We start from the raw sequence: 16625 nt of genomic DNA, 5'->3' as shown, positions 1-16625 counted from the left end.
GTTACACCGCCCTCATCAGCAGGGTCGCGGCGATGAGCACTGCCGTACCTCCGAACATCGAGACCGCATAGGTGCGGGCGTAGCCGTTCTGCAGCTTGCGCAGCCGGCCGGAGAGCCCGCCGAACGACGCCGCGGTGCCGTTGACCACTCCGTCGACCAGGGTGTGGTCGACATAGACCAGGGAGCGGGTGAGGTGCTCGCCGCCGCGGACCAGGACCACATGGTTGAAGTCGTCCTGGAGCAGATCGCGGCGGGCGGCCCGGGTGAGCAGCGAGCCGCGCGGGGCGGTCACCGGGACCGGCCGGCGTCCGTACATCGCCCAGGCCAGCGCCACCCCGATCACCAGGACGACCATGGTGGCCCCGGTGACGGTGGCCGCGCTGATCGGCGGTTCCCCGTGGTGGTATCCCGTGACCGGCTCCAGCCAGTGCACGAACCGCTCGCCGATGGCGAAGAACCCGCCCGCGAAGACCGAGCCGAAGGCCAGGATGATCATCGGGATGGTCATGGACTTCGGGGACTCGTGCGGATGCGGCTGGTGTCCGTGCTCGTCCGGCTGCCAGCGCTTCTCACCGAAGAAGGTCAGCAGCATCACCCGGGTCATGTAGAACGCGGTGATCGCCGCGCCGAGCAGGGTGACGGAGCCGAGGATCCAGCCCTGGGTACCGCCCTTGGCGAAGGCCGCCTCGATGATCAGGTCCTTGGAGAAGAAACCTGAGAGACCGGGGAAGCCGATGATCGCCAGATAGCCGAGACCGAAGGTCACGAAGGTGACCGGCATGTACTTCCGCAGGCCGCCGTACTTCCGCATGTCGACCTCGTCGTTCATGCCGTGCATGACCGAACCGGCCCCGAGGAAGAGCCCGGCCTTGAAGAAGCCGTGCGTCACCAGGTGCATGATCGCGAACACGTAGCCGATCGGACCGAGGCCCGCCGCCAGGATCATGTAGCCGATCTGCGACATCGTCGAGCCCGCGAGGGCCTTCTTGATGTCGTCCTTCGCGCAACCGACGATCGCACCGAAGAGGAGCGTCACCGCGCCGACCACCACGACCACCGTCTGGGCGTCCGGTGCGGCGTTGAAGATGGCACCGGACCGGGTGATCAGATACACGCCCGCGGTCACCATCGTGGCCGCGTGGATCAGGGCCGAGACCGGAGTCGGGCCCTCCATCGCGTCACCGAGCCAGGACTGGAGCGGCACCTGCGCCGACTTGCCGCACGCGGCGAGCAGCAGCATCAGCCCGATCGCCGTCATCTTCCCCTCGGTGGCGTCCCCGGTGGAGCCGAGGACCGGTCCGAAGGCGAAGGTCCCGAAGGTGGTGAACATCAGCATGATCGCGATCGACAGACCCATGTCGCCGACGCGGTTGACCAGGAAGGCCTTCTTGGCCGCGGTGGCCGCGCTGGGCTTGTGCTGCCAGAACCCGATGAGCAGGTACGAGGCGAGACCGACGCCCTCCCAGCCGAAGTACAGCAGGAGGTAGTTGTCGGCGAGGACCAGCAGCAGCATCGCCGCCAGGAACAGGTTCAGATAGCCGAAGAAACGGCGCCGCCGCTCGTCGTGCTCCATGTACCCGATCGAGTAGATGTGGATCAGCGTGCCCACACCGGTGATCAGCAGGACGAAGGTCATCGACAGCTGGTCGAGCTGGAAGGCGATGTCCGCCTGGAAGCTCTCGACGGGGACCCAGCTGAAGAGATGCTGGTGCAGCGTGCGTCCGTCACCGCTCTTGCCGAGCATGTCGCTGAACAGCACCACGCCGATCACGAACGACGCCGCGGCCAGCAGCGTGCCGAGCCAGTGGCCCACGCGGTCGAGCCGGCGGCCCCCGCAGAGGAGGACCGCTGCTCCCAGTAGAGGCGCCGCGATGAGCAGCGCGATCAAGTTCTCCACGATTCAGCGACCCCTCAGAGCTTCATCAGGCTGGCGTCGTCGACCGAGGCCGAGTGGCGGGAACGGAACACGGACACGATGATCGCCAGCCCGACCACGACCTCCGCGGCTGCGACGACCATGGTGAAGAAGGCGATGATCTGGCCGTCGAGATTGCCGTGCAAACGGGAGAAGGTCACGAACGCGAGATTGCAGGCGTTGAGCATCAGCTCGACACACATGAAGACCACGATCGCGTTCCGCCGGATCAGCACACCGGCGGCGCCGATGGTGAACAGCAGGGAGGCGAGATAGAGGTAGTAGACCGGATTCACGAGTTGACCTCCTCCTCGTCACGGCCGAGCCGCTCCGCGGAACGCCGCTCCAGCGCCTTCAGGTCCGCGATCGCCTCGCTCGACACATCGCGGATCTGGCCCCGGTCCTTCAGCGTCTTGTTGACCGTCAGATCGGAGGCCGAGCCGTCCGGCAGCAGACCGGCGACATCCACCGCGTTGTGCCGGGCGTAGACACCGGGCGCGGGCAGCGGCGGAAGCTGCGTACCCCTGCGCACCCGCTCCTCGGCCATCTCCCGCTGCGTCTTGGCCCGTTCGGTGCGCTCGCGGTGTGTCAGCAGCATCGCGCCGACGGACGCGGTGATCAGCAGCGCGCCGGTGATCTCGAAGGCGAAGACGTACTTGGTGAAGAGCAGGGCGGCCAGTCCCTCGACATTGCCGCCCGCGTTGGCCTGGCCGAGTCCCGTGAAGGAGTTCAGCGAGGCATTGCCGATTCCCGCGATCAGCAGTACGCCGAAGCCGACGCCGCAGAGGGCGGCGAGCCAGCGCTGTCCCTTGAGCGTCTCCTTGAGGGAGTCGGCGGCGGTAACACCGACCAGCATGACCACGAAGAGGAACAGCATCATGATCGCGCCGGTGTAGACGATGATCTGGACGACGCCGAGGAAGTACGCCCCGTTGGCCAGATAGAAGACTGCCAGGACGATCATCGTCCCGGCGAGGCTCAGCGCGCTGTGCACGGCTTTCTTCATCAGGATCGTACAGAGCGCGCCGATCACCGCCACGGTGCCGAGGATCCAGAACTGCACGGCCTCCCCGGTCGAGGTGGTGGAGGCCGCGGCGGTGACGGACGTCAGCGAGCTGACGGAGGCGGCGAGCGCGCTCATGCGCCGACCCCCTCGTCGGACGGGGTCTCGCCCTTGCTCACCGCGACCTGCCGGACCGTGCCGGGCGCGGCCTCGGTGACCAGCCCCCGGTAGTAGTCCTGCTCGTCCGTGCCGGGGAAGATCGAGTGCGGTGACTCGACCATGCCCTCGTCGAGCCCCGCGAGAAGCTGCTCCTTCGTATAGATCAGGTTCTCGCGGGAGCTGTCGGCCAGCTCGAAGTCATTGGTCATCGTGAGCGCCCGGGTCGGGCACGCCTCGATGCACAGACCGCAGAGGATGCAGCGCGCGTAGTTGATCTGGTAGACGCGGCCGTACCGCTCACCCGGGGAGTAGCGCTCCTCCTCGGTGTTGTCCGCGCCTTCCACATAGATCGCGTCGGCCGGGCAGGCCCAGGCGCACAGCTCGCAGCCGATGCACTTCTCCAGGCCGTCCGGATGCCTGTTGAGCTGGTGCCGTCCGTGGAAGCGCGGAGCCGTCACCTTCTGCTGTTCCGGATACTGCTCGGTCAGCCGCTTCTTGAACATGGCCTTGAAGGTCACGCCGAAGCCGGCCACCGGATTCCGGGGAGGACGGGGGATGTCCCCGTGCGAAGAGTCAGACACCGTCAGCCTCCTTTCCGTCACTCTCGGTTCCGTCACTCACAGTATTGGCCCCGCCACTGACAATCAGCTCGCGCTCACGCCTCGGCCGCCTGCGCGGTACGGGTGGCAGCGTCTGGCCGGGCAGTGGCGGTACGGGGAATCCGCCCGCCATCGGGTCGAAGGCGGGGGGCTCGGGTTCCCGGGCCGCCGCGGCCCTCTCCTGCTTGTCGCGGAAGATGTCCACGACGAAGGAGAGCAGCAGCAGCGCGATGACCGCCCCGCCGACGTACAGCAGGATCGACTGGAACTCGTAGTTCTCGTTCCGCAGCGCCCGTACGGTCGCGACGAGCATCAGCCAGACCACCGAGACGGGGATCAGGACCTTCCAGCCGAGCTTCATCAGCTGGTCGTAGCGGACTCGGGGCAGCGTGCCGCGCAGCCAGATGAAGAAGAACAGCAGGAGCTGCACCTTGACGACGAACCAGAGCATCGGCCACCAGCCGTGGTTCGCGCCCTCCCAGAAGGTGGAGATCGGCCACGGCGCGCGCCAGCCGCCGAGGAAGAGGGTGGTCGCGACGGCCGAGACGGTGACCATGTTGACGTACTCGGCGAGCATGAACATCGCGAACTTGATCGACGAGTACTCGGTGTTGAAGCCGCCGACGAGGTCGCCCTCGGACTCGGGCATGTCGAAGGGGGCGCGGTTGGTCTCGCCCACCATCGTGACGATGTAGATGATGAAGGAGACCGGCAGCAGGATGATGAACCAGCGGTCGGCCTGCGCCTCGACGATCGCCGACGTCGACATCGAGCCCGAGTAGAGGAAGACCGAGGCGAACGCGGCGCCCATGGCGATCTCGTACGAGATCATCTGCGCGCACGAGCGCAGACCGCCGAGCAGCGGATACGTCGAGCCCGACGACCAGCCCGCGAGGACGATGCCGTAGATCCCGACCGAGGCGACGGCGAGGATGTAGAGCATCGCGATCGGCAGGTCGGTGAGCTGCATCGTGGTGCGCTGGCCGAAGATCGAGACCTCGTTGCCGGCCGGACCGAAGGGGATCACGGCGATCGCCATGAAGGCCGGCACCGCCGCGATGATCGGCGCGAGGACATAGACGACCTTGTCCGCGCGCTTGACGATCAGATCCTCCTTCAGCATCAGCTTGATGCCGTCGGCGAGCGACTGGAGCATGCCCCAGGGGCCGTGCCTGTTGGGCCCGATCCGCAGCTGCATCCAGGCGACGACCTTGCGCTCCCACACGATGGAGAAGAGCACGGTCACCATCAGGAACGCGAAGCAGAAGACGGCCTTGACCGCCACCAGCCACCATGGGTCGCGGCCGAACATCGACAGGTCCTCGGCGGCGAGAACCGTCTGCGGAGCCGTCGCGAAGTGGGCGAGGGCGGTCATGCGCGCACCTCCGGTGCCGGGTTGGCCGGGCCGATACGGACCAGCGTGCCGGGGCGTGACCCGGTGTCCGCGAGAACACCGCCGCCCGTGGAGTTCAGCGGCAGCCACACGACCCGGTCGGGCATCTCCGTCACCAGCAGCGGCAGAGTGACCGTGCCCGCGGGCCCGGTGACGGCCAGTTCGTCGCCGTTCTTGACGCCCGTCTCGGCGGCCGTCGTGGCGGAGAGCCGGGCGACCGCGGCGTGGCGGGTACCCGCCAGCGCGTCGTCGCCCTCCTGGAGCCTGCCCTGGTCGAGCAGGAGCCGGTGGCCCGCGAGGACCGCCTCGCCGTCGCCGGGGCGCGGTACGGGACGGGACGACTCGAACGGTTCGTCGGCGCGCGCTCCGTCCCAGCCGCCGAGCCGGTCGAGTTCCGCGCGTACGGACCTCAGGTCCGGCAGCGCGAGGTGTGCGTCCATCGCGTCGGCGAGCATGTGCAGCACCCGCGCGTCGCTCGGTGCGAGGCGCCGGGTCATCTGCTCGGGCTTGAGCGCGGCCTCGAACGTCCGCGCCCTGCCTTCCCAGTTGAGGAAGGTGCCCGGCTTCTCCGCGACGGCGGCGACCGGGAAGACCACGTCCGCCCGCTCGGTGACCTCGGTGGGCCGCAGCTCCAGCGAGACCAGGAAGCCGACCGAGTCCAGCGCGGCCAGCGCGCCCGCCGGGTCGGGCAGGTCCGCGACCTCGACGCCCGCGACCACCAGGGCGCCCAGCTCGCCGGTGGCGGCGGCCTCGATGATCCGGCCGGTGTCACGGCCGTAGCGGTGCGGCAGTTCGCGTACGCCCCAGAGCGCCGCGGTCTCCTCACGGGCCCGCGGGTCGACGACGGGACGGCCGCCGGGCAGCAGTGCCGGAAGCGCGCCCGCCTCGACCGCGCCGCGCTCGCCGGCCCGCCGGGGGATCCACACCAGCCGGGCGCCGGTCGCGGTGGCGGCCCGTGCCGCGGCGGTGAGCCCGCCGGGGACGGCGGCCAGCCGCTCGCCGACGATGATCACCGCGCCGGGAGCGCGCAGCGCCTCGGCGGCGCGTGCCCCGTCCCCGTCCAGTCCCGTGGCGGAGGTGAGCGCGTCCAGCCACTCGGTCTCGGTGCCGGGAGCGGCCGGCAGCAGGGTGCCTCCGGCCTTCTCCAGACCGCGGGTGGCGTGGGTGGCGAGCGAGAAGGTCCGCTGGCCGTGCTTGCGCTGCGCCTTGCGCAGCCGCAGGAAGACGCCGGGCGCCTCCTCCTCCGACTCGAAGCCCACGAGCAGAACGCTCGGGGCCTTCTCCAGCGTGGAGTAGGTGAGACCCGTACCGTCCAGGTCACGGCCGCGTCCCGCGACATGGGCGGCGAGGAAGTCGGCCTCCTCGGCGCTGTGCACGCGCGCGCGGAAGTCGATGTCGTTGGTGTCGAGGACGACCCGGGCGAACTTGGCGTACGCGTAGGAGTCCTCGACGGTGAGCCGGCCGCCGGCCAGCACCCCCGCCCGGCCGCGCGCGGCACCCAGACCGCGGGCGGCGGCCTCCAGCGCCTCGGGCCAGCTCGCCGGTTCGAGGACACCGTCCTCGTTCCGTACGAGCGGGGTGGTGAGCCGGTCGGGCTTCTGCGCGTAACGGAAGCCGAACCGCCCCTTGTCGCAGATCCACTCCTCGTTGACCTCGGGGTCGTCCGCCGCCAGCCGCCGCATGACCTTGCCGCGCCGGTGGTCGGTACGGGTCGCGCAGCCGCCCGCGCAGTGCTCGCAGACGCTCGGCGAGGACACCAGGTCGAACGGGCGGGAGCGGAAGCGGTAGGCCGCCGAGGTCAGCGCGCCGACCGGGCAGATCTGGATGGTGTTGCCGGAGAAGTACGACTCGAAGGGGTCGCCCTCGCCGGTGCCGACCTGCTGGAGCGCGCCGCGCTCCAGCAGCTCGATCATCGGGTCGCCCGCGACCTGGTTGGAGAACCGGGTGCAGCGGGCGCAGAGCACACACCGCTCACGGTCGAGCAGCACCTGGGTGGAGATCGGGACGGGCTTCTCGAAGGTGCGCTTCTTCCCCTCGAAGCGGGTGTCCGGATCGCCGACCTGCATCGCCTGGTTCTGGAGCGGGCACTCGCCGCCCTTGTCGCAGACCGGGCAGTCCAGCGGGTGGTTGATGAGCAGCAGCTCCATCACCCCGCGCTGGGCCTTCTCGGCGACCGGCGAGGTGAGCTGCGACTTGACGACCATGCCGTCGGTGCAGGTGATGGTGCAGGAGGCCATCGGCTTGCGCTGGCCCTCGACCTCGACGATGCACTGCCGGCAGGCACCGGCCGGATCGAGCAGCGGATGGTCGCAGAAGCGCGGGATCTCGATGCCGAGCAGCTCGGCGGCGCGGATCACCAGGGTCCCCTTGGGGACGGAGATCTCGATGCCGTCGATGGTCAGCGAGACGAGGTCCTCGGGCGGGACCGGGGCCTCACCGCTCCCGGAGTTGGCGGCCGACGTGGTGACGGTCATGCGTTCACCTCCAGGTGGTTGTCGGCCCAGGCGGTCGACCTGGACGGGTCGAGGGGGCAGCCCTTGCCGGTGATGTGCTGCTCGTACTCCCCGCGGAAGTACTTGAGCGAGGAGAAGATCGGGGCGGCGGCGCCGTCGCCGAGCGCGCAGAACGACTTGCCGTTGATGTTGTCGGCGATGTCGTTGAGCTTGTCGAGATCGGACATCTGTCCCTTGCCGGCCTCGATGTCGCGCAGCAACTGGACCAGCCAGTAGGTACCTTCACGGCAGGGGGTGCACTTGCCGCAGGACTCGTGCGCGTAGAACTCGGTCCAGCGGGTGACGGCCCGTACGACACAGGTGGTCTCGTCGAAGCACTGGAGCGCCTTGGTGCCGAGCATGGAGCCGGCGGCGCCCACGCCCTCGTAGTCCAGCGGGACATCGAGGTGCTCGTCGGTGAACATCGGGGTCGAGGAGCCGCCGGGCGTCCAGAACTTGAGCCGGTGGCCCTTGCGGATACCGCCGCTCATGTCGAGGAGCTGGCGCAGGGTGAGGCCGAGGGGGCCCTCGTACTGGCCGGGGTTGGTGACATGTCCGCTGAGCGAGTAGAGCGTGAAGCCCGGGGACTTCTCGCTGCCCATGGACCGGAACCAGTCCTTGCCGCGGTGCAGGATCGCGGGAACCGACGCGATGGACTCGACGTTGTTCACCACAGTGGGGCACGCGTACAGACCCGCGACCGCCGGGAAGGGGGGACGCAGCCGGGGCTGGCCGCGACGGCCCTCCAGGGAGTCGAGCAGCGCGGTCTCCTCGCCGCAGATGTACGCGCCCGCGCCCGCGTGCACGGTGACATCGAGATCGAGTCCGCTGCCCAGGATGTTCTTGCCGAGATAGCCCGCCGCGTAGGCCTCGCGGACCGCTTCGTGCAGTCTGCGCAGTACGGGGACGACCTCGCCGCGCAGATAGATGAAGGCGTGCTGCGAGCGGATCGCGTAGCAGGCGATCACGATGCCCTCGATGAGGGAGTGCGGATTGGCGAAGAGAAGGGGGATGTCCTTGCAGGTGCCCGGTTCCGACTCGTCCGCGTTGACGACGAGATAGTGCGGCTTGCCGTCGCCCTGCGGAATGAACTGCCACTTCATCCCGGTGGGGAAACCCGCGCCGCCCCGGCCGCGCAGGCCGGATTCCTTGACGTACGCGATGAGGTCGTCGGGCGCCATCGCGAGGGCCTTCTTGAGCCCCTCGTATCCGTCGTGCCGCTCATAGGTGGCCAGGGTCCAGGATTCCGGCTGGTCCCAGAAGGCGGACAGAACGGGTGCGAGGAGCTTCTCGGGACTCGTCCCGTTCTCGTCCAGCTCGGCTGTCATGGTCATCACTCCCCCTCCTCAGCTACGGGTCCGGCCGGGTGGGCAGGGTCGGAGGCCGACGTCTGCCGCGGTGCGTCGTGCGAACTGAGGTGCTGCGAGCCCGGCTGCGGGGCGTCGTGCGGTGCCTCCGAGTCGCGGGGGCGGACCACCCGTGGCCGGGGTGCCTCGCCCTTGGCCAGCCGCAGACCGATCAGCGACGCGGGACCGGCGCCGCCCGTGGCTCCGACGGCGCCGGGGCGCTCGTCGGGGAAGCCCGCGAGGATGCGCGCGGTCTCCTTGTAGGTGCACAGGGGCGCGCCCCTGGTGGGTTCGACGGCGCGGCCGTCGCGGAGATCGTCGACGAGCCGCTTGGCGCTGTCGGGCGTCTGGTTGTCGAAGAACTCCCAGTTGACCATCACCACGGGCGCGAAGTCGCAGGCCGCGTTGCACTCGATGTGTTCGAGGGTGACCTTGCCGTCCTCGGTCGTCTCGTCGTTGCCGACGCCGAGGTGCTCCTTCAGCTCGTCGAAGATGGCGTCGCCGCCCATCACCGCGCAGAGCGTGTTGGTACAGACGCCGACCTGGTAGTCGCCGCCCGGCTTGCGCCGGTACATGGAGTAGAAGGTCGCGACGGCCGTGACCTCGGCGGTGGTCAGTTCGAGCAGCTCGGCGCAGAAGGCCATGCCCGTACGGGACACATATCCCTCCTCCGACTGCACCAGATGCAGCAGGGGGAGCAGCGCGGAGCGCGTCCCGGGGTAGCGGGCGATGATCTCCTTGGCGTCCGCTTCGAGCCTGGCCCGTACCTCGGCCGGGTAGTCGGGGGCGGGGAGCTGGGGCATGCCCAGGCTGACCTCGGAGTTGGGCGGTGTGGCGGTCACCGGTCGACGCCTCCCATCACGGGGTCGATGGACGCGACGGCGACGATGACATCGGCGACCTGGCCGCCCTCGCACATGGCCGCCATGGCCTGGAGATTGGTGAAGGACGGGTCGCGGAAGTGGACCCGGTAGGGGCGTGTGCCCCCGTCGGAGACGACATGCGCGCCCAGCTCGCCCTTGGGCGACTCGACGGCGGCGTACGCCTGCCCCGGCGGCACCCGGAAGCCCTCCGTCACCAGCTTGAAGTGATGGATCAGAGCCTCCATGGACGTGCCCATGATGTTCTTGATGTGGTCGAGCGAGTTGCCCAGGCCGTCGGGGCCGAGCGCGAGCTGGGCGGGCCAGGCGATCTTCTTGTCGGCGACCATCACCGGTCCCGGCTCCAGCCGGTCCAGGCACTGCTCGACGATGTGGAGCGACTGCCGCATCTCCTCCAGCCGGATGAGGAAGCGGCCGTACGAGTCGCAGGAATCGGCGGTCGGCACGTCGAACTCGAATGTCTCGTATCCGCAGTACGGGTCCGACCTGCGCAGATCGTGCGGGAGCCCGGCGGAGCGCAGGATCGGTCCGGTCGCGCCCAGCGCCATGCAGCCGGCCAGATCGAGATAGCCGACGTCCTGCATACGGGCCTTGAAGATCGGGTTGCCGGTGGCGAGCTTGTCGTACTCGGGCAGGTTCTTCCGCAGTGTCCTGACCAGCTCACGCAGATGGTCGACGGCGCCCGGGGGCAGATCCTGGGCGAGTCCGCCGGGCCGGATGAACGCGTGGTTCATCCGCAGGCCGGTGATCAGCTCATAGGCATCGAGAATCAATTCACGATCGCGGAAGCCGTAGATCATGATCGTCGTCGCACCCAGTTCCATACCGCCGGTGGCGATACAGACGAGGTGCGAGGAGAGCCGGTTCAGCTCCATCAGCAGGACGCGCAGCAGCGTGGCCCGGTCCGGGATGTCGTCCTCGATACCGAGCAGCTTCTCCACGCCGAGGCAGTACGCCGTCTCGTTGAAGAACGAGGTCAGATAATCCATGCGCGTGACGAAGGTGGTGCCCTGCGTCCAGTTGCGGAATTCGAGGTTCTTCTCGATACCGGTGTGCAGATAGCCGATACCGCAGCGGGCCTCGGTGACGGTCTCGCCCTCGATCTCCAGGATCAGCCGGAGCACTCCATGGGTGGAGGGGTGCTGGGGACCCATGTTGACGACGATCCGCTCGTCGTCCGCCTTGGCGGCGGACTGGACGACCTCGTCCCAGTCGCCGCCGGTGACGGTGTAGACGGTGCCCTCGGTCGTCGCGCGGGCGGTGGCGTGCGGGGTTTCGTGGGGAGCAGACATCAGGAGTACGACCTCCGCTGGTCCGGAGCCGGGATCTGGGCGCCCTTGTACTCGACGGCGATACCGCCGAGGGGATAGTCCTTGCGCTGCGGGAAGCCCTGCCAGTCGTCCGGCATCATGATCCGGGTCAGCGCGGGGTGGCCGTCGAAGATCAGGCCGAAGAAGTCGTACGTCTCGCGCTCGTGCCAGTCATTGGTCGGATAGACCGCGACCAGCGACGGGACATGCGGATCGGCGTCGGGGGCGGAGACCTCCAGCCGGATCAGCCGGCCGTGGGTGAGCGAGCGCAGATGGTAGACGGCGTGCAGCTCACGGCCCTTGTCACCCGGGAAGTGGACGCCCGAGACCCCGGTGCAGAGCTCGAAGCGGAGCGCCGGGTCGTCACGGAGCGTACGCGCCACCTGCACAAGGTGTTCGCGGGCGATATGGAAGGTGATCTCGGCGCGGTCGACGACCGTCTTCTCGATGGCGTTCCCGGGAGCGAGTCCCTGCTCCTCCAGCGCGCCTTCGAGTTCGTCGGCGATCTCGTCGAAGACACCGCCGGGGCCGCCGTACGGCCGGACCGAGGCGCCGGGCAGGGTCACGGTCCGTACGAGTCCGCCGTAACCGGAGGTGTCGCCGCCGTTGTTGGCGCCGAACATGCCCTTCCGTACGCCGATGACCTCACCGGTGTCGTCACGGGGGGACGGAACGTTATTTCCGGATTGCTGCTCGTCGCTCACCGCAGCAGCCCCTTCATCTCGATCGTCGGGAGCGCCTTGAGAGCCGCTTCCTCCGCCTCACGGGCCGCTTCCTCGGCGTTGACCCCGAGCTTGGAGCCCTGGATCTTCTCGTGAAGCTTGAGGATGGCGTCCATCAGCATCTCGGGGCGCGGCGGGCAGCCGGGCAAATAGATGTCGACAGGGACAATGTGATCAACACCCTGGACAATCGCATAATTATTGAACATCCCGCCTGATGAGGCACAAACCCCCATGGAGATCACCCACTTGGGATTGGGCATCTGGTCATAGACCTGCCTCAGGACGGGCGCCATCTTCTGGCTCACCCGTCCGGCCACGATCATCAGATCGGCCTGCCGCGGCGAGCCGCGGAAGACCTCCATGCCGAACCGCGCCAGGTCGTAGCGACCGGCGCCGGTCGTCATCATCTCGATCGCGCAGCAGGCGAGGCCGAAGGTGGCGGGGAAGACGGACGACTTCCGCACCCAGCCCGATGCCTGCTCGACGGTGGTGAGCAGAAAACCGCTCGGCAGCTTCTCTTCGAGTCCCATTGGTGCCCCCTTGGCCCCTTTAGTCCCATTCTAGGCCGCCGCGCCGCCATACATAGGCGTAGGCGACGAAGACGGTGAGCACGAAGAGCAGCATCTCCACGAGCCCGAAAATCCCCAGCGCGTCGAAGGTGACGGCCCAGGGGTAAAGGAAGACGATCTCGATGTCGAAGACGATGAAGAGCATCGCCGTCAGGTAGTACTTGATGGGGAAACGGCCGCCTCCGGCCGGCGTGGGCGTGGGCTCGATGCCGCACTCGTACGCCTCAAGTTTCGCCCGGTTGTACCGCTTTGGGCCGATAAGCGTGGCCATGACCACGGAGAAGATGGCAAACCCAGCCCCGAGGGCGCCGAGCGCGAGGATCGGCGCGTAGGAATTCACGCTCCTCAGCTCCTTCCAGTCGTCCTTGACCGTTGGACCGCACCGGGCATCCACCTCGCCGCCCCACCCCGATCATCGAAGATCGCGTACATGTGAGGCAGTTCACAAGCCCGACTGCCCCGCATCCTATGCCTGCTGGTCTGTGATCTGCGACACGGGGTACGGCAAGACCTTTGTGATCTCCACCACCTGACGAACGATCATGAAGTCGGATGAGCGGTGATCTTCATACGCGAAGCGGCCGGGCCATCACCAGATGTGACATCCGCGCTCGTTTTCGCTGGTCGGAGGCCCATTGCTCTATCAAGGGATGCACCATACAAGCAAATTGGCGATGGGACGACGGGAAGTGGTATGAGGCCGCGCCTCACCCGGGCGAGGGGTGCGGGGGACCGAAGTGGACACGTGCACGCATTCACGAGCAAGCGGGACGACACCGCGGGGAGCACGGGTTCACCCGCCGCCGCGCCCGGCCTCACCCTCGGGCTCACCCGGCCCCACCCTCGCCCGACCCGCGGCTCACGGCTCCCGGCTCACGGCTCCCGGCTCCCGGCTCCCGGCTCCCGACCCACCACTCCCGGCTCGCGGCTCCCTGCTTCACCCTCGCCGCATCCGCGATTCACCCTCGCGAATCCTCCGGGCCGCCTCCGTGATCGTTTCGAGCACCGAGCGGTGACCATCCTGTGACCTGTACCACTTCACTCAACCTCCGAGAGAAGCGGGCTTGGCCATGAGTGTGAAGGGGTGGTAGGCAGTGGGCAATTCGGACCTTTCCTTGAAAGTCCATGATCAAGGCCATGATCACTGATGCCCGTTTTGCCCGTTCCGGCGTCAATAAAGGTGACAACTAAGCGGATTCAAATATTCCGGACGTAACTGTGGCGCAATACACGATGCTTGACGGGAACCAGGTCATTCCTGATACCGGTGTACCCATGTCCCACACCGCTCACATACCCAGCCACCGGAAACCCCGCCGCGGCGCGTCGAAAGTCGCCATCCGTGCCGGAGTCGCCGGTGGCGTCCTCAGCACGATCGCGGTGGCCGGTGCCGCCGGACCGGCGAACGCCGCCGAGCCGGTGACCGAGACCATCGAAATGCCCACGCTCACATCCGGGCTCGCCGGCGCCGTCGCACAGTCCGCGGACGCCACCCAGAGGGTCGCTCTCAACCTTGAGCTCGGCGCCCAGGAGAACGCCGCCGCCACCAAGGCCGCGCAGGCCGCCAAGAAGGCCAGGGCCGAGGCGGAGCGCAAGGCGGAGGCCCAGAAGGCCGAGGCCAGGAAGAAGGCCGAGGCCGCCGCCCGCGCCAAGGCCGACGCGGCGGAGCGCGCGTCCCGTACCGCCGAGCGCACGACGCTGTCCTCCGCGTCCTCGGACAGCGGCTCGGGCTCCAGCACGGCCTCCACGCCCCCGAAGGCGACCACGTCGGCCTCCGGCTCCGCGGGCGCGCTCATCGCGTTCGCACAGGCCCAGCTCGGTGACGCGTACGTGATGGGCTCCACGGGACCCAACGCCTGGGACTGCTCCGGTCTGGTCCAGGCCGCGTACCGGCAGATCGGCGTCGACCTCCCGCGGGTCTCGCAGGACCAGTCGACGGCCGGCACCCAGGTCTCCCTGAGCAACCTCCAGCCGGGCGACATCCTCTACTGGGGCGGCGCGGGCAGCGCGTACCACACCGCGATCTACATCGGCGGCGGCGAGTTCATCGGCGCGCAGAACCCCAGCTCCGGCGTGGTCCAGAAGTCCCTGGACTGGGACCCGCCGAGCGGCGCGGTCCGCGTCCTCTGACGTCCCGCCTGATAGGTGTTACCGAGGGCCCGCACCCCGCTCGGGGGGATGCGGGCCTTCGTTGTCCCCCGATCGAGTGAAAGGCAGGCCGATCGCTTCTGGGTAGAACCCAGGTGGACGTAGCGCACCGCCCCAGGAGGTACCGCATATGACCATCCGCGGGATCGACATTTCCTCGCACCAGAATTCAACCTTCGGTACGAACGGGCTCTCGTTCGTCTTTGTGAAGGCCACCGAAGGTGTCTCGTACATCAATCCGAAGATGACGGCGCAGGCCGCGCATGGGCGGGCGGCCGGACTGGTGGTGGGGTTCTATCACTTCCTGCGGCCCGGGAGCATGAAGGCGCAGGCCAGATATTTCGTGGAGGAGTGCGCGAGCATCGAGGGCGATCCGCTCTTCGCGGACTGGGAGGACGACGGGGTCTCCTGTGCCGAGAAGGACGCGTTCCTGGCCGAGGTGAAGCGGCTCCGGGGCGCGACGCACCGCGTCGGGCTGTACTGCGGGCAGTACTACTGGCTGAACAGGGACACCACGAGCAACGCGGGCGACGCGCTGTGGATCGCGGACTATGTGACGCCGGGAGCGCCCCGGATCAAGGCCAGATGGAGGTTCCACCAGTACACCGACAGCCCGGTCGACACCAACGTCGGAGCGTTCGCCGACCGGGCCGCGCTGCGGAAGTGGGCGGACGGGTAGCGTCCGCCGGCGCCCACCGGCCCGCGGCGGGCGCCCGGGTTCATGCCCCCGGATTCATGCCTTCGGGGCCACCTTCGACAGGCCGTTGATGATCCGGTCCATCGCGTCGCCGCCCGTCGGGTCGGTCAGGTTCGCCAGCATCTTCAGCGTGAACTTCATCAGCAGCGGATGCGTCAGACCGCGCTGGGTCGCCAGCTTCATGATCTTCGGGTTGCCGATCAGCTTCACGAACGCCCGGCCCAGCGTGTAGTAGCCGCCGTAGGTGTCCTTGAGGACCTTCGGATAGTGGTGCAGGGCCAGTTCACGCTGGGCGGGCGTGGCGCGGGCATGGGCCTGGACGATCACATCGGCGGCGATCTGGCCCGACTCCATGGCGTACGCGATGCCCTCGCCGTTGAACGGGTTGACCAGTCCTCCCGCGTCACCCACCAGCAGCAGGCCCTTGGTGTAGTGCGGTTGACGGTTGAACGCCATCGGCAGCGCGGCGCCGCGGATGGGCATCGTCATGTTCTCCGGGGTGTAGCCCCAGTCCTCCGGCATCGACGCGCACCACGCCTTCAGCACCTCGCGCCAGTCCAGTTCCTTGAAGGAGTCGGAGGTGTTGAGGACGCCGAGACCGACATTGGACGTACCGTCGCCCATCCCGAAGATCCAGCCGTACCCCGGCAGCAGCCGGTCCTCGCCGGGGCCCCGCCGGTCCCACAGCTCCAGCCAGGACTCCAGATAGTCGTCGTCGTGCCGGGGCGAGGTGAAGTACGTACGGACGGCCACCCCCATCGGGCGGTCCTCGCGCCGGTGCAGCCCCATCGCGAGCGACAGCCGCGTCGAGTTGCCGTCGGCGGCGACGACGAGCGGCGCGTGAAAGGTGACCGGCGTCTTCTCCTCGCCCAGCTTGGCGTGCACGCCGGTGATGCGGCCGGTGCGCTCGTCGGTGATCGGAGCGCCGACATTGCAGCGCTCGTACAGCCGCGCGCCCGCCTTCTGCGCCTGCCGCGCGAGCTGCTCGTCGAAGTCGTCCCGCTTGCGGACCAGTCCGTAGTCCGGGTACGAGGCCAGATCCGGCCAGTCGAGCTGGAGCCGCACACCGCCGCCGATGATCCGCAGGCCCTTGTTGCGAAGCCAGCCGGCCTCCTCGGAGATGTCGATACCCATCGACACCAGCTGCTTGGTGGCACGCGGGGTGAGCCCGTCCCCGCAGACCTTCTCGCGCGGGAACGCCGTCTTCTCCAGCAGCAATACGTCCAGGCCCGCCTTGGCCAGGTAGTACGCGGTCGTGGAACCGGCGGGGCCGGCGCCGACGACGATCACATCCGCGGTGCTTTCGGGGCGGGACTCGGTCACGGCGGGTTCTCCCGAAGACTCGAAATTGCGTACCGGACGGCACTGGACATGTGCAGTCTATGCAG

Annotated in this window: 15 protein-coding genes; 2 read left to right on the top strand and 13 right to left on the bottom strand. The window is 68.3% G+C overall.

The window, feature by feature from the left end; translation table 11 throughout:
* Position 1: 1 nt before the first annotated feature.
* From nuoL to ACWGDX_RS22225, 12 genes are read right to left on the bottom strand one after another with little or no spacing between them, the layout of a single operon-like run.
* Complete coding sequence (gene nuoL, locus ACWGDX_RS22280) at positions 2-1897, bottom strand: NADH-quinone oxidoreductase subunit L (protein ID WP_453628056.1); 1896 nt, start codon at positions 1895-1897, stop codon at positions 2-4.
* A 14-nt stretch (positions 1898-1911) separates the two neighbouring features.
* Positions 1912-2211, bottom strand: coding sequence for an NADH-quinone oxidoreductase subunit NuoK (gene nuoK, locus ACWGDX_RS22275; protein WP_046505044.1), 300 nt, complete (start codon positions 2209-2211; stop codon positions 1912-1914).
* Complete coding sequence (locus ACWGDX_RS22270; protein ID WP_453628054.1) at positions 2208-3056, bottom strand: NADH-quinone oxidoreductase subunit J; 849 nt, start codon at positions 3054-3056, stop codon at positions 2208-2210. Before ACWGDX_RS22270 ends, nuoK begins: the two co-directional genes overlap by 4 nt.
* On the bottom strand, positions 3053-3658 hold the full coding sequence (nuoI, locus tag ACWGDX_RS22265; RefSeq protein WP_363079079.1) for an NADH-quinone oxidoreductase subunit NuoI: 606 nt from the start codon (positions 3656-3658) through the stop codon (positions 3053-3055). The genes ACWGDX_RS22270 and nuoI overlap by 4 nt, the downstream gene beginning before the upstream one ends.
* Complete coding sequence (nuoH, locus tag ACWGDX_RS22260; protein ID WP_453628052.1) at positions 3651-5051, bottom strand: NADH-quinone oxidoreductase subunit NuoH; 1401 nt, start codon at positions 5049-5051, stop codon at positions 3651-3653. The genes nuoI and nuoH overlap by 8 nt, the downstream gene beginning before the upstream one ends.
* A complete protein-coding gene (locus ACWGDX_RS22255; protein WP_453628050.1) occupies positions 5048-7543 on the bottom strand; it encodes an NADH-quinone oxidoreductase subunit G in 2496 nt (831 codons plus the stop codon). Before ACWGDX_RS22255 ends, nuoH begins: the two co-directional genes overlap by 4 nt.
* Positions 7540-8895 carry an NADH-quinone oxidoreductase subunit NuoF gene (gene nuoF, locus ACWGDX_RS22250; RefSeq protein ID WP_453628048.1) on the bottom strand — a complete coding sequence of 452 codons (1356 nt, stop codon included), beginning with the start codon at positions 8893-8895 and terminating at the stop codon, positions 7540-7542. Before nuoF ends, ACWGDX_RS22255 begins: the two co-directional genes overlap by 4 nt.
* Positions 8895-9710: an NADH-quinone oxidoreductase subunit NuoE gene (nuoE, locus tag ACWGDX_RS22245; RefSeq protein ID WP_453628133.1), complete on the bottom strand. Its 816-nt coding sequence runs from the start codon at positions 9708-9710 to the stop codon at positions 8895-8897. Before nuoE ends, nuoF begins: the two co-directional genes overlap by 1 nt.
* Before the next feature lie 35 nt (positions 9711-9745).
* Entirely contained in the window at positions 9746-11080 is a 1335-nt protein-coding gene (locus ACWGDX_RS22240; protein ID WP_365904538.1) for an NADH-quinone oxidoreductase subunit D, read from the bottom strand.
* A complete protein-coding gene (locus tag ACWGDX_RS22235) occupies positions 11080-11802 on the bottom strand; it encodes an NADH-quinone oxidoreductase subunit C (protein ID WP_453628046.1) in 723 nt (240 codons plus the stop codon). Before ACWGDX_RS22235 ends, ACWGDX_RS22240 begins: the two co-directional genes overlap by 1 nt.
* Positions 11799-12353 (bottom strand): NuoB/complex I 20 kDa subunit family protein, encoded by a 555-nt coding sequence (locus tag ACWGDX_RS22230; RefSeq protein ID WP_363079085.1) that lies wholly within the window; start codon positions 12351-12353, stop codon positions 11799-11801. The genes ACWGDX_RS22235 and ACWGDX_RS22230 overlap by 4 nt, the downstream gene beginning before the upstream one ends.
* 19 nt (positions 12354-12372) lie before the next feature.
* On the bottom strand, positions 12373-12732 hold the full coding sequence (locus tag ACWGDX_RS22225; protein ID WP_046505070.1) for an NADH-quinone oxidoreductase subunit A: 360 nt from the start codon (positions 12730-12732) through the stop codon (positions 12373-12375).
* 935 nt (positions 12733-13667) lie between these two features.
* Between ACWGDX_RS22225 and ACWGDX_RS22220 the strand changes: the two genes are divergently transcribed.
* Both ACWGDX_RS22220 and ACWGDX_RS22215 read left to right on the top strand, forming a co-directional pair.
* Positions 13668-14522 carry a C40 family peptidase gene (locus ACWGDX_RS22220; protein WP_453628043.1) on the top strand — a complete coding sequence of 285 codons (855 nt, stop codon included), beginning with the start codon at positions 13668-13670 and terminating at the stop codon, positions 14520-14522.
* Positions 14523-14670: 148 nt separating this feature from the next.
* The gene (locus ACWGDX_RS22215; RefSeq protein ID WP_453628042.1) at positions 14671-15219 is read left to right on the top strand and encodes a glycoside hydrolase family 25 protein; all 549 of its coding nucleotides are present in this window, start codon (positions 14671-14673) and stop codon (positions 15217-15219) included.
* 54 nt (positions 15220-15273) lie between these two features.
* Here the strand turns inward: ACWGDX_RS22215 and ACWGDX_RS22210 are convergent, their stop codons facing one another.
* Positions 15274-16560 carry a geranylgeranyl reductase family protein gene (locus tag ACWGDX_RS22210; RefSeq protein WP_453628040.1) on the bottom strand — a complete coding sequence of 429 codons (1287 nt, stop codon included), beginning with the start codon at positions 16558-16560 and terminating at the stop codon, positions 15274-15276.
* Between the last annotated feature and the right edge of the window lie 65 nt (positions 16561-16625).

The organism is Streptomyces sp. NPDC055025 (genome assembly GCF_053608565.1).
The sequence above is the reverse complement of the archived record's forward strand: the minus strand, read 5'-3'. Positions and strand labels throughout refer to the sequence as shown.